Here is a 16,534-nt window from a genome sequence, read left to right on the forward strand (position 1 = left end):
AAAGGAGTTTGCCGCCACCGCTACCCTACTCATTTTCGGAGATGTGTTATGTCTGATACCAAACGTAATACAATCGGCAAATTCGGCTTGCTCTCGCTGACTTTTGCCGCCGTTTACAGCTTTAACAACGTTATCAATAATAATATTGAGCTTGGACTGGCCTCGGCACCGATGTTTTTCCTCGCAACAATTTTTTATTTTATTCCCTTCTGTCTGATCATCGCAGAATTTGTTTCGTTAAATAAAAACTCGGAAGCCGGTGTCTACGCGTGGGTAAAAAGTTCGCTGGGCGGACGTTGGGCATTTATTACTGCCTATACCTACTGGTTCGTAAACCTGTTCTTTTTCACCTCACTGTTACCGCGCGTTATTGCTTATGCTTCGTATGCCTTCCTCGGCTACGAATATATTATGACGCCGGTTGCCACCACCATTATCAGTATGGTGCTGTTCGCCTTCTCCACCTGGGTTTCCACCAACGGGGCGAAAATGCTGGGGCCAATCACCTCCGTCACTTCAACGCTGATGCTGCTGTTAACGCTATCCTACATTTTACTGGCAGGTACGGCACTGGTTGGCGGCGTACAGCCTGCCGATCCGATCACCGTTGACGCGATGATCCCGAACTTCAACTGGGCGTTCCTCGGCGTGACCACCTGGATCTTTATGGCCGCAGGTGGCGCGGAGTCCGTCGCGGTGTACGTTAACGACGTCAAAGGCGGTTCGAAATCGTTCGTTAAAGTGATCATCCTCGCCGGGATTTTTATCGGCGTACTGTATTCCGTCTCCTCGGTGCTGATTAACGTCTTCGTCAGCAGCAAAGAGTTGAAATTTACTGGCGGATCGGTGCAGGTATTCCACGGCATGGCGGCGTATTTTGGTCTACCGGAAGCGTTGATGAATCGCTTTGTCGGTCTGGTGTCCTTTACCGCGATGTTCGGTTCCCTGCTGATGTGGACGGCAACGCCGGTGAAAATTTTCTTCTCCGAAATCCCGGAAGGCATCTTTGGTAAGAAAACCGTCGAACTGAACGAAAACGGCGTTCCGGCGCGCGCAGCGTGGATCCAGTTCCTGATCGTCATCCCGCTGATGATTATCCCGATGCTCGGTTCCAATACCGTGCAGGATCTGATGAATACTATTATTAATATGACTGCCGCAGCGTCCATGCTTCCGCCGTTATTCATCATGCTGGCTTACCTGAATTTACGCGCCAAATTAGATCACCTGCCACGCGATTTCCGTATGGGCTCCCGCCGCACCGGTATTATCGTTGTTTCAATGCTGATTGCGATATTTGCCGTAGGGTTTGTCGCTTCGACATTCCCGACTGGCGCGAATATTCTGACCATCATTTTTTATAACGTCGGCGGTATTGTTATCTTCCTCGGCTTTGCGTGGTGGAAATACAGTAAATATATAAAGGGATTAACGGCTGAAGAGCGCCATATTGAAGCGACGCCAGCCAGCAATGTTGATTAAGCAGAATAATAAAAAATGAGCAGGCATTTTCCCTCTTCCTGGATGGGGAGAGGGAAAATAGTTTCTACCTTTATATTTTTATAATTACAACGATAAAAGGCTGTACTTTTTCTTTAGCTCATGGATTAACACAATGAAATTAATCACTGCACCATGCAGAGCATTACTTGCTCTGCCGTTTTGCTACGCCTTTTCTGCGGCCGCTGATGAAGCACGTCCGGCAGAACATGACGACACAAAAACCCCCGCAATGACCTCGACATCTTCTCCTTCATTTCGTTTTTACGGCGAATTAGGGGTTGGTGGATATATGGATTTAGAGGGTGAGAATAAACATAAATACAGCGACGGCACCTATATTGAAGGTGGCCTGGAGATGAAGTACGGCTCCTGGTTCGGCCTGATTTACGGCGAAGGCTGGACCGTGCAGGCCGACCACGACGGTAATGCCTGGGTGCCTGACCATAGCTGGGGTGGTTTCGAAGGTGGGATTAACCGTTTCTATGGCGGTTATCGTACCAATGATGGCACCGAAATCATGCTCAGTCTGCGTCAGGATTCCTCGCTGGATGACCTGCAATGGTGGGGCGATTTCACGCCCGATCTGGGCTACGTCATTCCCAATACCCGCGACATTATGACTGCGCTGAAGGTACAGAACTTAAGCGGCAACTTTCGTTATAGCGTTACCGCCACACCTGCCGGACATCATGACGAAAGCAAAGCCTGGCTACATTTTGGCAAGTACGATCGCTACGACGACAAATACACCTATCCGGCAATGATGAACGGTTACATCCAGTATGACCTTACAGAAGGTATCACCTGGATGAATGGTCTGGAAATCACCGACGGCACAGGCCAACTCTATCTCACGGGCCTGCTTACCCCTAACTTTGCCGCTCGCGCCTGGCACCATACCGGACGCGCCGACGGGCTGGACGTATCGGGAAGTGAAAGCGGGATGATGGTGAGCGCCATGTATGAAGCGTTAAAGGGCGTTTATCTCTCCACCGCTTACACCTACGCCAAACATCGCCCTGACCACGCTGACGATGAAACCACCTCTTTCATGCAGTTTGGTATCTGGTACGAATACGGCGGCGGACGTTTCGCAACGGCTTTTGATAGCCGCTTCTACATGAAAAATGCCTCTCACGATCCCAGCGACCAACTCTTCCTGATGCAATATTTTTACTGGTAATAAGGACAGTAATCTCATGAAAATAAAAACCATTTTAACGCCAGTAGCCTGTGCTCTGCTGATGAGCTTTTCCGCCCATGCCGCTAACGCTGACAATTATAAAAACGTGATTAACCGTACTGGCGCGCCGCAGTACATGAAGGATTACGATTACGACGATCACCAGCGTTTTAATCCGTTTTTCGATCTCGGAGCCTGGCATGGTCATCTGTTGCCAGACGGCCCGAACACTATGGGCGGCTTTCCTGGCGTTGCGCTGCTGACGGAAGAATACATCAACTTTATGGCCAGCAATTTCGATCGCCTGACCGTCTGGCAAGACGGCAAGAAAGTCGATTTCACGCTGGAGGCATACAGTATTCCCGGCGCGCTGGTGCAAAAGTTGATATCGAAAGATGTACAGGTCGAAATGATTCTGCGCTTCGCCACGCCGCGCACATCACTACTGGAAACCAAAATCACCAGCGATAAACCGCTGGATCTGGTGTGGGATGGCGAACTGCTGGAAAAACTGGAAGCGAAAGAAGGGAAACCGCTTTCCGATAAAACCATTGCTGGCGAATACCCTGACTATCAGCGCAAAATCAGCGCCACCCGTGATGGCCTGAAAGTCACCTTTGGCAAAGTGCGCGCCACCTGGGATCTGCTGACCTCCGGTGAATCAGAATATCAGGTGCATAAATCCCTGCCAGTGCAGACTGAAATCAACGGCAATCGCTTTACCAGTAAGGCGCATATCAACGGTTCGACGACGCTCTATACCACCTACTCCCATCTGCTGACCGCTCAGGAAGTTAGCAAAGAGCAAATGCAGATCCGCGATATTCTGGCGCGTCCGGCGTTTTATCTCACCGCCTCGCAGCAACGCTGGGAAGAGTATCTGAAGAAAGGGTTAACCAATCCGGATGCGACGCCGGAACAGACGCGCGTCGCGGTGAAAGCCATCGAAACGCTCAACGGTAACTGGCGATCGCCGGGCGGTGCGGTGAAATATAACACCGTCACGCCGTCGGTGACCGGGCGCTGGTTCTCCGGCAATCAGACCTGGCCGTGGGATACCTGGAAGCAGGCATTTGCGATGGCGCATTTCAATCCGGATATCGCCAAAGAGAATATCCGCGCGGTCTTCTCCTGGCAGATCCAGCCAGGCGACAGCGTGCGTCCGCAGGATGTGGGCTTTGTCCCCGACCTGATAGCATGGAACCTTAGCCCCGAGCGTGGCGGAGATGGCGGCAACTGGAACGAACGTAACACTAAACCCAGCCTTGCCGCCTGGTCGGTGATGGAAGTGTACAACGTCACCCAGGATAAAGCCTGGCTGGCAGAGATGTACCCGAAACTGGTGGTCTATCACGACTGGTGGCTACGTAACCGCGATCATAACGGCAACGGGGTGCCGGAATATGGCGCGACCCGCGATAAAGCCCACAATACTGAGAATGGCGAGATGCTGTTTACGGTGAAAAAAGGCGCCAAAGAGGAGACGCTGTCTGGGCTGAACAACTACACCCGCGTGGTGGAGAAAGGCCAGTACGACAGTCTGGAAATTCCGGCACAGGTTGCGGCGTCGTGGGAATCGGGTCGTGATGATGCCGCCGTTTTTGGGTTTATCGACAAGGAACAGTTGGATAAATATGTCGCTAACGGCGGCAAACGTAGCGACTGGACGGTGAAATTCGCGGAAAACCACAGTCAGGACGGAACGTTGCTGGGCTACTCGCTATTGCAGGAGTCGGTGGATCAGGCCAGCTATATGTACAGCGATAACCATTATCTGGCGGAGATGGCGACGATTCTCAGTAAGCCGGAAGAGGCCAAACGCTATCGTCAGTTAGCACAACAGCTCGCGGACTACATCAACACCTGTATGTTCGACCCGACTACACAGTTCTACTATGACGTGCGTATTGAAGATAAACCGCTGGCGAACGGCTGCGCGGGCAAACCGATTGTCGAGCGCGGTAAAGGGCCGGAAGGCTGGTCACCGCTGTTTAACGGTGCGGCAACGCAGGCCAACGCCGACGCGGTGGTGAAGGTGATGCTGGATCCGAAAGAATTCAACACCTTTGTCCCGCTGGGGACGGCAGCGTTAACCAACCCAGCCTTTGGCGCAGATATCTACTGGCGCGGGCGCGTATGGGTGGATCAGTTCTGGTTTGGTCTGAAAGGGATGGAGCGTTACGGTTATCGCGATGACGCCCTGAAACTGGCTGATACGTTCTTCCGGCACGCCAAAGGATTAACCGCCGATGGCCCAATTCAGGAGAATTACAACCCGCTCACTGGCGCGCAGCAAGGCGCACCAAATTTCTCCTGGAGTGCCGCGCATTTGTATATGTTGTATAACGATTTTTTTCGTAAGCAGTAATTAGCAACGGCTGGCGGATGCGGCGTAAACGCCTTATCCGCCCTACATGTGCAATCCCCCAGGCCGGATAAGACGCGTCAAGCGTCGCATCCGGCGTTACCACCGGGCGTATTCTTTTTGAATCCCATCACAAACCCCGCACTCCCCTTTTCCCTTTTCTCCGGCGACGGCTAAATTAGAACTCATCCGACCACATAACAATTATTTTACATACTGGACAATTTTATGAGCTACCCGTCGCTGTTCGCCCCGCTGGATTTAGGTTTTACCACGTTAAAAAACCGCGTGTTGATGGGCTCAATGCACACCGGGCTGGAGGAATACCCGGACGGCGCTGAACGGCTGGCAGCGTTTTATGCCGAACGCGCCCGTCACGGCGTGGCGTTGATTGTCAGCGGCGGTATCGCACCAGATTTAACAGGCGTTGGTATGGAAGGCGGTGCAATGCTCAATGACGCCAACCAGATCCCACACCATCGCACCATTACCGAAGCCGTACATCAGGAAGGCGGCAAAATCGCCCTGCAAATTTTGCATACCGGGCGCTACAGCTACCAACCGCATCTGGTCGCTCCCTCCGCATTGCAGGCCCCCATCAACCGTTTCGTTCCTCACGAACTCACCCATGAAGAGATCCTGCAACTGATCGACGATTTCGCCCACTGCGCGCAATTAGCACGGGAGGCAGGATACGACGGTGTAGAGGTGATGGGGTCCGAAGGGTATTTGATCAACGAATTTCTGACGCTGCGCACCAATCAGCGTAGTGACCAGTGGGGTGGCGATTACCGCAACCGGATGCGGTTTGCCGTAGAAGTAGTGCGTGCGGTGCGCGAACGTGTCGGCAACGACTTCATTATTATCTACCGACTGTCGATGCTCGACCTGGTCGAAGGCGGCGGTACTTTTGCCGAAATGGTAGAGTTGGCGCAGGCCATTGAAGCGGCGGGCGCGACCATTATCAACACCGGCATTGGCTGGCATGAAGCACGTATTCCGACCATTGCCACGCCCGTGCCGCGCGGTGCCTTTAGCTGGGTCACGCGCAAACTGAAAGGCCACGTTTCGCTGCCGCTGGTGACCACCAACCGGATTAACGATCCGCAGGTTGCCGACGATATTCTCTCGCGCGGCGATGCGGACATGGTATCGATGGCGCGACCGTTTCTTGCTGATGCGGAACTGCTGTCAAAAGCGCAATCGGGACGAGCCGATGAGATCAACACTTGTATTGGCTGCAACCAGGCCTGTCTCGATCAGATCTTCGTTGGCAAAGTCACCTCGTGCCTGGTGAATCCTCGCGCCTGCCATGAAACCAAAATGCCAATCCTTCCTGCCGTGCAGAAAAAAAATCTGGCGGTGGTCGGTGCGGGACCTGCTGGGCTGGCGTTTGCCATTAACGCGGCGGCGCGTGGGCATCAGGTAACATTGTTTGATGCGCACAGCGAGATCGGCGGGCAGTTTAATATCGCCAAACAGATCCCCGGCAAAGAGGAGTTTTACGAAACGCTGCGCTATTACCGCCGGATGATCGAAGTGACGGGTGTGACGCTAAAACTCAATCACACCGTGACGGCGGATCAGTTACAGGCGTTCGATGAAACGATCCTCGCCAGTGGGATCGTGCCGCGCGTTCCGCCTATCGACGGGATCGATCATCCTAAGGTATTGAGTTATCTCGATGTACTGCGCGACAAAGCGCCGGTGGGCAACAAAGTTGCCATCATCGGTTGTGGCGGAATTGGTTTTGATACGGCGATGTATTTAAGTCAGCCGGGCGAATCCACCAGCCAGAATATCGCCGGGTTCTGTAATGAGTGGGGAATCGACAGTAGCCTGCAACAGGCCGGAGGTTTGAGTCCGCAAGGCATGCAAATCCCCCGTAGCCCACGGCAGATTGTGATGCTCCAGCGCAAAGCCAGCAAACCAGGACAAGGGTTAGGCAAAACCACCGGCTGGATCCATCGCACCACCCTGCTCTCGCGCGGCGTGAAAATGATCCCAGGCGTAAGTTACCAGAAGATCGACGATGACGGGCTGCATGTAGTGATCAACGGCGAAACGCAGGTATTAGCAGTGGACAATGTGGTGATCTGCGCAGGGCAAGAGCCAAACCGCGCATTGGCGCAACCGCTGATTGATAGTGGGAAAACTGTGCATTTAATTGGCGGCTGCGATGTAGCTATGGAGCTGGACGCACGGCGGGCAATTGCCCAGGGAACACGGCTGGCGCTGGAGATTTAAATCGTTGTTTGAAGCGCCGGATGCGACGCATCCGGCACGTCGCGTTAATCAATAAACAAGGCGGGAGAAATGCCGAATCGTGTTGCCAGTTTTTTAGCGTGTTCCAGCGTTAATTTCCTCTTCCCGCTCAAAACGCGTGACACCATCGATTTACTGCCAATTTCCGGAAGATCGGAAAGGGTTAAACCATATTGATCCATAAGGGTACGAATCACAGCTATACCGCCAGGCATGGCTTGCGCCATGGCATTAAATTCAGCAAATTCGGGCGCTGATTCTTCCCACGCGGTTATTTTGGCACACACCAGATCCAGCAAGGGGTTTTCAGGATCGTTGAGCAGCAGATAATCTACCAGTTCCAGCGCCTGGGTGTATTGTTCCTCGTTCTGAATACCCGCCAGAAAAGGTGCCACAGCAGTTAACTTTTCTCCTGCTTGCAAGATGTCGGCAATCGCAATCATTTTTTCCCCTTAGTACGATGAACGGCGGTAAAGAAATCGTATTCTTTATGCGTCATAACTTCACGTATGTAGCATAAACGTTGAACAACGCTAAACAAGAGAATGTAGAGGATGGTGACAGGGATTTTTTGTTTTATGGAAGCGCGATTCCAGAACTGGGCAGACATTGCCGGATGCGACGTTTGCCGCGTCTTATCCGACCTGGGGGTAATGTGCTGAACGTATGCCGGATAAGGCGTTTACGCCGCATCCGGCAGGTAACCCCCAATCTTACCGACGACGCCCCAGCTTCACTGCTTTCAGCACCACAAATTTATTATTCGTGGCGATGGTGGTGCAGTTGCCGAAAATTTTCTTCAGTTTATGGAAGTAATCCAGGTGACGGTTGGCAACGATATACAACTCGCCGTTGATTTTCAGGCAGCGGCGGGCATGGTGGAACATCTCCCAGGCGACGTTATCGGTCAGCGCATGTTGCTGATGAAACGGCGGGTTGCAGAGCACAGCATTAAAGCGGAAAGGCTCCACGCCGGAGAGCGCGTTGTTGATCATAAACTCGCAGCGATCCAACGCCTCGGGCATGTTGGTTTCAACGTTCAAACGGCTGGAAGCAACCGCCATCGGTGATTCATCGACAAACACCACTTTCGCCTGCGGGTTTTTATCGAGCAATGTCAGGCCAATAACGCCATTACCGCAACCGAGATCGACAATCTCACCTTCGAGATTCTCTGGCAGATGCTGCATAAAGAAGCGCGCGCCAATATCCAGCCCGGTGCGGGAGAAGACATTCGCATGGTTGTGGATAGTCCAGTCAGTACCTTCCAGTTTCCAGCTAACGGTTTGCGGCGCATCGGCCAGCGGCGGCTCGTTGAAAGTACAGTTAATTAAGCGTGCTTTCTTCCATGCCAGCGTGGTGGTGGTCGGGCCGAGCACTTTTTCGAACAGTTCCAGCGTGGAAGTGTGGATGTCACGGGCTTTGGCACCGGCAATAATACGTGTATCCGGCGTAACCACTTTGCGCAGCGCGCGCAGTTGTTGTTCCAGCAACGCCAGTGTTTTCGGTACTTTGATCAGTACCACGCCCGGCTGTTGCGGGTAGTCGGCGGTGCTGTCGAGAAACTTCACGCTCGACTCATCAATCCCGTTGAGGCGTAAATTCTCGCGCGTCGCCAGTTCGCTGATGTATGAGTCGCCAATGCTGTATGGCTTATGTTCCGCCAGCGCACAACTTAACGCACCAAAGGCATCATTCAGGATCAACACCGGGCCGCGGATTTCTGTGTCGTCCAACTGTTGCAGCAAATATTCATCCGCCGCTTCCCACGCCTGTAGTGGGTTTACGTCATCCGTCGCCGGAAAACGTTGTAGTGTCAGTGAACGGAAACCGTTGTCTAAGTGGCTCATCGGCCCTCCTGAATGATAAAATTTCGACGTTGCCCCTGAAAAGGGTGCGTGAGTATACCCTTTTTCTCTTTTTCGTGGGCGGTTATGAGCAATCTTACTTATCTTCAGGGTTATCCCGAGCAGCTACTTTCCCAAGTGCGAACGCTGATAAACGAACAGCGTCTGGGCGATGTGCTGGCAAAACGCTATCCGGGAACACACGACTACGCCACCGATAAAGCCCTCTGGCAATATACTCAGGATCTTAAAAATCAGTTTCTGCGCAATGCCCCGCCGATCAATAAAGTGATGTATGACAACAAGATCCATGTGCTGAAAAATGCGCTCGGCTTACATACCGCTGTTTCGCGTGTGCAGGGCGGCAAGCTGAAAGCAAAGGCGGAGATCCGCGTCGCTACCGTGTTTCGCAACGCGCCGGAACCGTTTTTGCGCATGATCGTGGTGCACGAGTTGGCGCACCTGAAGGAGAAAGAGCATAACAAAGCGTTCTATCAATTGTGCTGCCATATGGAGCCGCAGTACCACCAGCTTGAGTTCGACACCCGGCTGTGGCTAACGCAGTTGTCGCTTGGGCAGGACAAAATCTGAAAATGATGTCAGGCGTTATTTTTTCCTCCTTTAGCGCCTAAAATCGACCTCCCCCCTTTCGTTAAGGATAACGACCATGCTGCGCGTATTTGCCCACCTTCTTCGCCGCGTTTGTTTCTCTCGCCGGACTCTTAAAATTGGCTGTTTATTGTTGCTTATAGCAGGAGCGACCCTTTTTATTGCCGATCGCGTTATGGTCAACGCCAGCAAGCAGCTGACCTGGAGTGATGTCAACGCCGTTCCGGCGCGGAACGTGGGTTTATTGCTGGGGGCGAGGCCGGGTAATCGCTACTTTACCCGACGTATTGATACCACAGCAGCGTTGTACCACGCCGGAAAAGTGAAATGGCTGTTAGTCAGTGGCGATAACGGACGTAAAAATTACGATGAAGCCTCAGGTATGCAACAGGCTTTGATCGCTAAAGGCGTACCGGCAAAAGTGATCTTCTGCGACTATGCCGGATTCTCAACGCTTGATTCGGTGGTGCGTGCCAACAAGGTGTTTGGTGAAACCATATCACCATTATCTCGCAAGAATTTCATAACCAACGCGCCATCTGGCTGGCAAAACAGTATGGTATCGATGCTATCGGTTTTAACGCGCCAGACCTGAATATGAAGCACGGTTTATATACTCAACTGCGGGAAAAACTTGCCAGAGTCAGCGCGGTGATTGATGCGAAAATCCTCCATCGCCAGCCGAAATATCTCGGGCCGTTGGTTATGATTGGGCCGTTTAGTGAGCATGGCTGTCCGGCAAAAGAATAATGCGTATCTGCGCACGTCGAAGATAAAAAAGGCGTGCTACAGTGACGAGAGAATCCCTTTATGGAGTATCCACGCGTTATGATACGTTTCGCTGTGATTGGTACGAACTGGATCACTCGCCAGTTCGTCGAGGCCGCCCATGAGAGCGGTAAATACAAGTTAACCGCCGTTTATTCCCGCAGTCTTGAACAGGCCCAGCACTTCGCCAATGATTTTTCTGTCGAGCATCTGTTTACGTCGCTGGAAGCGATGGCAGAAAGCGATGCCATTGACGCGGTGTATATTGCCAGCCCGAATTCCCTGCACTTTTCCCAGACACAACTTTTCCTTAGTCACAAAATTCATGTGATTTGCGAGAAACCGCTGGCGTCGAATCTGGCGGAAGTGGATGCCGCCATTGCCTGTGCGCGGGAAAATCAGGTGGTGCTGTTTGAGGCATTTAAAACGGCCTACCTGCCGAACTTTCATCTGTTACGCCAGGCGCTGCCGAAAGTCGGCAAACTGCGTAAAGTCTTTTTCAACTATTGCCAGTATTCCTCGCGGTATCAGCGTTACCTGGACGGAGAGAATCCCAACACCTTCAATCCGGCATTCTCCAACGGTTCGATTATGGATATCGGCTTTTACTGCCTGGCGTCGGCGGTGGCATTATTCGGTGAACCGAAAAGCGTGCAGGCAACCGCCAGTTTGCTGGCAAGTGGTGTGGATGCCCACGGCGTGGTGGTGATGGATTACGGTGATTTCAGCGTTACGTTGCAGCACTCAAAAGTGAGCGATTCTGTCCTGGCAAGCGAGATTCAGGGCGAAACGGGATCGCTGGTGATTGAAAAACTCTCTGAATGCCAGAAAGTCTGCTTTGTACCGCGTGGCAGCCAGATGCAGGATCTCACCCAGCCACAGCATATTAATACCATGCTCTACGAAGCAGAGCTGTTCGCTACCCTGGTGGATGAGCATCTGGTGAATCATCCAGGGCTGGCGGTCAGTCGTATCACCGCCAAACTGCTGACTGAGATCCGCCGCCAGACTGGGGTGATTTTTCCGGCAGATAACGTAAAACTATAATTGCCAAAGTAAAACAGTGTAAAAGGTATGTAACAGACCATTGACTGACTGAATGGTCTGTCATACTTTGTTACCTGCAAAGGGGAGTAACTTCATTGCCGGTCGATCGTCATTACGATGTGTGAAAAACCACATCCGGTCACCGGGCAACCCGAAAGGAATACGCAGACGTATTCCTTTTTTGTTGTAAGTGAGACCTTGCCGGAAGGCGAGGTCTATGCATAAAAAGCAGCGGCTGACGTCTTCCGACGTTGGCCGTTTTTTTATGTGTAAGGAACTTCTATGAATACTGTCGGCACGCCGTTGCTATGGGGCGGATTCGCTGTTGTTGTCACCATTATGCTGGCTATCGACCTATTGTTGCAGGGGCGTCGTGGGGCACATGCCATGACCATGAAACAGGCTGCGGCCTGGTCGCTGGTCTGGGTGACGCTGTCGTTACTGTTTAACGCCGCTTTCTGGTGGTATCTGGTGCAAACCGAAGGTCGCGCCGTTGCCGATCCACAGGCACTGGCCTTTCTCACGGGTTATCTGATTGAGAAATCGCTGGCGGTCGATAACGTCTTTGTCTGGCTGATGTTGTTCAGCTATTTCTCTGTTCCGGCGGCATTACAACGCCGCGTGCTGGTGTATGGCGTACTCGGGGCGATTGTTCTGCGTACCATCATGATCTTCACTGGTAGCTGGCTGATTTCACAGTTCGACTGGATCTTGTATATCTTCGGTGCCTTCCTGCTGTTTACCGGCGTGAAGATGGCGCTCGCCCATGAAGATGAATCAGGCATTGGCGACAAGCCGCTGGTGCGCTGGCTACGCGGTCATTTGCGCATGACCGACACCATCGACAACGAGCATTTCTTTGTGCGTAAGAATGGTTTGTTGTATGCCACGCCGCTGATGCTGGTGCTGATTCTGGTGGAGTTGAGCGACGTGATTTTCGCCGTGGATAGTATTCCGGCTATCTTCGCCGTGACCACCGATCCGTTTATTGTGCTGACCTCAAACCTGTTTGCGATCCTCGGCCTGCGTGCGATGTATTTCCTGCTGGCAGGTGTGGCAGAGCGTTTCTCGATGCTCAAATATGGTCTGGCGGTGATTCTGGTGTTTATCGGTATCAAGATGCTGATTGTCGACTTCTACCATATTCCGATCGCCGTCTCGCTGGGCGTGGTGTTTGGCATTCTGGTGATGACGTTTATTATCAACGCCTGGGTGAATTATCGGCATGATAAGCAGCGGGTAGAATAATTTTTAATCCTGCCTAAGCCGTGTACCCTGTCATCAACATGAGTACCGTTTTCTCCCTCTCCCCAAAAGGGGCGAGGGGACTGACCGAGTACTTTTTTGACGTTGTCATCAGTCTGGAAGCCGCACGTTGGGCTTTATTTTTATGTCAAACAAATGTAACCATTAAGTTGCGAAATATGACCTCTCTTTAAAATCCAGCATTTTTCGCTTCCCGAAGCTGTAACTTTCCTTATACTCGACCTTGCAAACACTTTGTTACATCCTGAAAGATGCGTCGACAGAACGCACCAGGGATGTGCGACAACACAATGAAAGGATCGAAAAATGACTACGCAACGTTCACCGGGGCTATTCCGGCGTCTGGCTCATGGCAGCCTGGTAAAACAAATCCTGGTCGGCCTTATTCTGGGGATTCTTCTGGCATGGATCTCAAAACCCGCGGCGGAAGCTGTTGGTCTGTTAGGTACTTTGTTCGTCGGCGCACTGAAAGCCGTTGCCCCCATCCTGGTGTTGATGCTGGTAATGGCATCTATTGCTAACCACCAGCACGGGCAGAAAACCAATATCCGCCCTATTTTGTTCCTCTATCTGCTGGGCACCTTCTCTGCTGCTCTGGCCGCAGTAATCTTCAGTTTTGCCTTCCCTTCTACCCTGCACTTGTCCAGTAGCGCGGGTGATATTTCGCCGCCGTCAGGCATTGTAGAAGTGATGCGCGGGCTGGTAATGAGCATGGTTTCCAACCCCATTGACGCGCTGCTGAAAGGTAACTATATCGGGATCCTGGTGTGGGCAATTGGCCTCGGTTTCGCACTGCGTCACGGTAACGAAACCACCAAAAACCTGGTCAACGATATGTCGAATGCCGTTACCTTTATGGTGAAACTGGTGATTCACTTCGCACCGATCGGTATTTTTGGTCTGGTTTCTTCTACCCTGGCAACCACCGGTTTCTCCACGCTGTGGGGCTACGCGCAACTGCTGGTGGTACTGGTTGGCTGTATGCTGCTGGTGGCGCTGGTGGTTAACCCACTGCTGGTATGGTGGAAAATTCGTCGTAACCCGTTCCCGCTGGTGCTGCTGTGCCTGCGCGAAAGCGGCGTGTATGCCTTCTTCACCCGCAGCTCTGCGGCGAACATTCCGGTGAATATGGCGCTGTGTGAAAAGCTGAATCTGGATCGCGATACCTATTCCGTTTCTATTCCGCTGGGAGCCACCATCAATATGGCAGGCGCAGCAATCACCATTACCGTGTTGACGCTAGCTGCGGTTAATACGCTGGGTATTCCGGTTGATCTGCCCACAGCGCTGCTGTTGAGCGTAGTGGCTTCTCTGTGTGCCTGTGGCGCATCCGGCGTGGCGGGGGGGTCTCTGTTGCTGATCCCACTGGCCTGTAATATGTTCGGTATTTCGAACGATATCGCCATGCAGGTGGTTGCTGTCGGCTTTATTATCGGCGTATTGCAGGACTCCTGTGAAACCGCGCTGAACTCGTCAACTGACGTGCTGTTCACTGCGGCAGCTTGCCAGGCGGAAGACGATCGTCTGGCAAATAGCGCCCTGCGTAACTAATACTTAGCCCCTTTCGTCTACGGCGGAAGGGGTTTTCTCCACTTTAAACGGATCAATTCCCCTTCTCTGCATACGCCAAAAACGAATGATATTCAGGCCATTCATCAGCAGAAAACTGCCTTCAATCATCGTGCCGCCTATCGACCCCGCCCAGAAGTTGTGAATCACCCAGCAACACGTTGAAAACCACATTACGCAGCGCATGGTCAGCCCTTTACAGCGGAACAGCGCCCAGGTACTGACAATCGTGCCGATTACCGGCAATAGTTCGACAGGATGATGGAACTTCGCGAGGCCAATTCCGCCAGTCAGCACAATAAAAATCGCCATTACCCATAAGCTGCGCGTGCGTAAGGTAATCAATGTACGAATGGCATTAAGGATGGCACTGGCACCGGCAGGATAGGTGCCCAAAAGAAAGAAATGCACACCGATAACGGCGCTATAGACCGAAAGCTGCTTTTTAAAGCGGCGTTCGTCACGGTTGAAAAATGTTGTGATACCAATCAGAAAGGCGATGACACCCACGCCCTGGGCCAGCCAATACGCGGTCATGATAAATCCTTAGCAGGTCTGGAAAAGCAAACGGCGCTTCACATTATGAAACGCCGTTTTTTATTAACAACTCATTTCGACTTTATAGCGTTACGCCGCTTTTGAAGATCGCCAGTTCGCGGAAGTCGTTACGCTCGTTACAGGTTTGCTTACCGTTGGCAAACTCAACGATGGTATCGATGAATTCTTCCAGCAACTGCGGCATCGCTTTACCGTGGATCAGCTGACCCGCGTCAAAGTCGATCCAGTGTTTTTTCTTCGCCGCCAGTTCGCTGTTGGTGGCGATTTTCACCGTCGGTACAAAGCCGCCGTATGGCGTGCCGCGACCAGTACTGAACAGCACCATATGGCAGCCCGCACCCGCCAGGGCGCTGGTCGCTACGGCATCGTTACCTGGCGCACTTAACAAGTTCAGCCCCGGCGTTTTCAGACGCTCGCCGTAACGCAGCACGTCAACCACGACACTGGAACCGGCTTTCTGGGTACAGCCAAGTGATTTGTCTTCCAGCGTGGTGATACCGCCCGCTTTGTTCCCCGGCGATGGGTTTTCATAGATCGGCTGGTCATGGGCAATAAAGTACTGTTTGAAGTCGTTGACCATAGTGACCAGTTTTTCAAACGTTGCTTCGTCGCGGCAATGGTCCATCAGCAACTGCTCTGCGCCAAACATCTCCGGCACTTCGGTCAGTACGGTAGTACCGCCGTTAGCAATCACGTAGTCAGAGAAACGCCCCAGCATCGGGTTAGCAGTAATACCAGAAAGACCGTCAGAACCACCGCACTCCAGACCAAACTTCAGTTCGCTGAGTTTGCCTGGCTCGCGTTTATCGTTGCGCATCACGTTATACAGCTGATGCAAATGCGCGATCCCGGCCTCGATCTCATCATCCTGCTGTTGGCAGATCATGAAATGAACGCGTTCAGGATCGATATCGCCCAGCGTTTCACGGAATGCGGCAACCTGGTTGTTTTCACAACCCAGGCCAATCACCAGCACTGCGCCCGCGTTCGGGTGGCGCACCATATTTTGCAGCATGGTGCGGGTATTGATGTGATCGTCGCCCAGTTGTGAGCAGCCGTAGGTGTGGCTGAAGAGGAACACGCCGTCGGTACCTTCAGCGTTGTTGGTCTCTTTCAGGAAACGATTTTGGATCTGCCGCGCGATGCCGTTGACACAGCCCACGGTTGGCAGGATCCACAGCTCATTACGCACCCCGACATCGCCGTTAGCGCGACGATAGATCTGCACTTCACGATCTGCCGCTTGCGCAGGCAGATCCTGAAAATCAGGTTGATAGCGATACTGATCCAGATCGCTCAGATTCGTGCGCGTATTGTGGGCGTGAACGTGTTCCCCCGCCGCAATATCCGCCAATGCATAACCAATCGGCAGGCCATATTTAATGACGTTGGCCCCTTTTGCGATATCCGTTAACGCAAATTTATGTCCACGAGCAACATCCTGGCGCAGCGTAACAGTCTGGTTATCGACACTGACTTCTGTGCCTTCAGCCAAATCCGCTAAAGCAACCGCGACGTTATCCAGCGCATGGATCTTGATGTATTGCATATCAA

General features: G+C 52.4%; 12 protein-coding genes and 2 pseudogenes. 9 read left to right on the plus strand and 5 right to left on the minus strand.

Annotation, left to right across the window (positions count from 1 at the left end; translation table 11 throughout):
* Nucleotides 1-48: 48 nt before the first annotated feature.
* The 4 genes from ACJHYO_RS02515 (at nt 49) to fadH (ending at nt 7,298) form a co-directional block, all read left to right on the plus strand.
* A complete protein-coding gene (locus tag ACJHYO_RS02515; protein WP_001285446.1) occupies nt 49-1,482 on the plus strand; it encodes an amino acid permease in 1,434 nt (477 codons plus the stop codon).
* 133 nt (nt 1,483-1,615) lie between these two features.
* Nucleotides 1,616-2,686, plus strand: a complete 1,071-nt coding sequence (gene ygjJ / locus ACJHYO_RS02520) for a protein YgjJ (protein ID WP_085455545.1) — start codon at nt 1,616-1,618, stop codon at nt 2,684-2,686.
* 16 nt (nt 2,687-2,702) lie between these two features.
* Nucleotides 2,703-5,054: an alpha-glucosidase gene (gene ygjK, locus ACJHYO_RS02525; protein WP_000695434.1), complete on the plus strand. Its 2,352-nt coding sequence runs from the start codon at nt 2,703-2,705 to the stop codon at nt 5,052-5,054.
* Nucleotides 5,055-5,279: 225 nt separating this feature from the next.
* Nucleotides 5,280-7,298, plus strand: a complete 2,019-nt coding sequence (gene fadH, locus ACJHYO_RS02530) for an NADPH-dependent 2,4-dienoyl-CoA reductase (protein WP_000121413.1) — start codon at nt 5,280-5,282, stop codon at nt 7,296-7,298.
* Between the two features lie 44 nt (nt 7,299-7,342).
* On the opposite strand, the gene higA is transcribed toward fadH, so the two are convergent.
* From higA to rlmG, 3 genes and pseudogenes are all read right to left on the minus strand, one after another.
* The gene (higA, locus tag ACJHYO_RS02535) at nt 7,343-7,759 is read right to left on the minus strand and encodes a type II toxin-antitoxin system antitoxin HigA (protein WP_000560270.1); all 417 of its coding nucleotides are present in this window, start codon (nt 7,757-7,759) and stop codon (nt 7,343-7,345) included.
* Nucleotides 7,756-7,833, minus strand: a pseudogene (locus ACJHYO_RS02540) (type II toxin-antitoxin system HigB family toxin); the annotation flags it as partial. The pseudogene ACJHYO_RS02540 and the gene higA, both read right to left, overlap by 4 nt.
* Before the next feature lie 196 nt (nt 7,834-8,029).
* Nucleotides 8,030-9,166 (minus strand): 23S rRNA (guanine(1835)-N(2))-methyltransferase RlmG, encoded by a 1,137-nt coding sequence (gene rlmG / locus ACJHYO_RS02545; RefSeq protein ID WP_000018671.1) that lies wholly within the window; start codon nt 9,164-9,166, stop codon nt 8,030-8,032.
* Between the two features lie 84 nt (nt 9,167-9,250).
* Between rlmG and ACJHYO_RS02550 the strand changes: the two genes are divergently transcribed.
* The 5 genes and pseudogenes from ACJHYO_RS02550 (at nt 9,251) to sstT (ending at nt 14,404) form a co-directional block, all read left to right on the plus strand.
* The gene (locus ACJHYO_RS02550; RefSeq protein ID WP_001295542.1) at nt 9,251-9,754 is read left to right on the plus strand and encodes a M48 family metallopeptidase; all 504 of its coding nucleotides are present in this window, start codon (nt 9,251-9,253) and stop codon (nt 9,752-9,754) included.
* Nucleotides 9,755-9,830: 76 nt separating this feature from the next.
* Nucleotides 9,831-10,522, plus strand: a pseudogene (locus ACJHYO_RS02555) (vancomycin high temperature exclusion protein).
* 78 nt (nt 10,523-10,600) lie between these two features.
* Nucleotides 10,601-11,587, plus strand: coding sequence for a Gfo/Idh/MocA family protein (locus tag ACJHYO_RS02560; protein WP_085455570.1), 987 nt, complete (start codon nt 10,601-10,603; stop codon nt 11,585-11,587).
* Between the two features lie 282 nt (nt 11,588-11,869).
* Nucleotides 11,870-12,835: a TerC family membrane protein Alx gene (alx, locus tag ACJHYO_RS02565; protein ID WP_001098826.1), complete on the plus strand. Its 966-nt coding sequence runs from the start codon at nt 11,870-11,872 to the stop codon at nt 12,833-12,835.
* Between the two features lie 324 nt (nt 12,836-13,159).
* Complete coding sequence (sstT, locus tag ACJHYO_RS02570) at nt 13,160-14,404, plus strand: serine/threonine transporter SstT (RefSeq protein WP_000211635.1); 1,245 nt, start codon at nt 13,160-13,162, stop codon at nt 14,402-14,404.
* Nucleotides 14,405-14,407: 3 nt separating this feature from the next.
* Here the strand turns inward: sstT and ACJHYO_RS02575 are convergent, their stop codons facing one another.
* Together ACJHYO_RS02575 and uxaA are read right to left on the minus strand one after the other, a co-directional pair.
* Nucleotides 14,408-14,959 carry a YgjV family protein gene (locus ACJHYO_RS02575; protein ID WP_000128143.1) on the minus strand — a complete coding sequence of 184 codons (552 nt, stop codon included), beginning with the start codon at nt 14,957-14,959 and terminating at the stop codon, nt 14,408-14,410.
* Nucleotides 14,960-15,041: 82 nt separating this feature from the next.
* Nucleotides 15,042-16,529, minus strand: coding sequence for an altronate dehydratase (gene uxaA / locus ACJHYO_RS02580; RefSeq protein ID WP_001199369.1), 1,488 nt, complete (start codon nt 16,527-16,529; stop codon nt 15,042-15,044).
* Nucleotides 16,530-16,534 lie beyond the last annotated feature (5 nt).

Origin of the sequence: Escherichia sp. WS1118, assembly GCF_046487695.1 — a bacterium.
GTDB classification, from domain to species: Bacteria; Pseudomonadota; Gammaproteobacteria; order Enterobacterales; family Enterobacteriaceae; genus Escherichia; species Escherichia coli.

Excerpts from the sequence above, each read along its gene's own strand:
- ACJHYO_RS02515 (WP_001285446.1), top strand. The coding sequence starts at position 49 with ATGTCTGATACCAAACGTAATACAATCGGCAAATTCGGCTTGCTCTCG.
- ygjJ (WP_085455545.1), top strand. The coding sequence starts at position 1,616 with ATGAAATTAATCACTGCACCATGCAGAGCATTACTTGCTCTGCCGTTT.
- ygjK (WP_000695434.1), top strand. The coding sequence starts at position 2,703 with ATGAAAATAAAAACCATTTTAACGCCAGTAGCCTGTGCTCTGCTGATG.
- fadH (WP_000121413.1), top strand. The coding sequence starts at position 5,280 with ATGAGCTACCCGTCGCTGTTCGCCCCGCTGGATTTAGGTTTTACCACG.
- higA (WP_000560270.1), bottom strand. The coding sequence starts at position 7,759 with ATGATTGCGATTGCCGACATCTTGCAAGCAGGAGAAAAGTTAACTGCT.
- rlmG (WP_000018671.1), bottom strand. The coding sequence starts at position 9,166 with ATGAGCCACTTAGACAACGGTTTCCGTTCACTGACACTACAACGTTTT.
- ACJHYO_RS02550 (WP_001295542.1), top strand. The coding sequence starts at position 9,251 with ATGAGCAATCTTACTTATCTTCAGGGTTATCCCGAGCAGCTACTTTCC.
- ACJHYO_RS02560 (WP_085455570.1), top strand. The coding sequence starts at position 10,601 with ATGATACGTTTCGCTGTGATTGGTACGAACTGGATCACTCGCCAGTTC.
- alx (WP_001098826.1), top strand. The coding sequence starts at position 11,870 with ATGAATACTGTCGGCACGCCGTTGCTATGGGGCGGATTCGCTGTTGTT.
- sstT (WP_000211635.1), top strand. The coding sequence starts at position 13,160 with ATGACTACGCAACGTTCACCGGGGCTATTCCGGCGTCTGGCTCATGGC.
- ACJHYO_RS02575 (WP_000128143.1), bottom strand. The coding sequence starts at position 14,959 with ATGACCGCGTATTGGCTGGCCCAGGGCGTGGGTGTCATCGCCTTTCTG.
- uxaA (WP_001199369.1), bottom strand. The coding sequence starts at position 16,529 with ATGCAATACATCAAGATCCATGCGCTGGATAACGTCGCGGTTGCTTTA.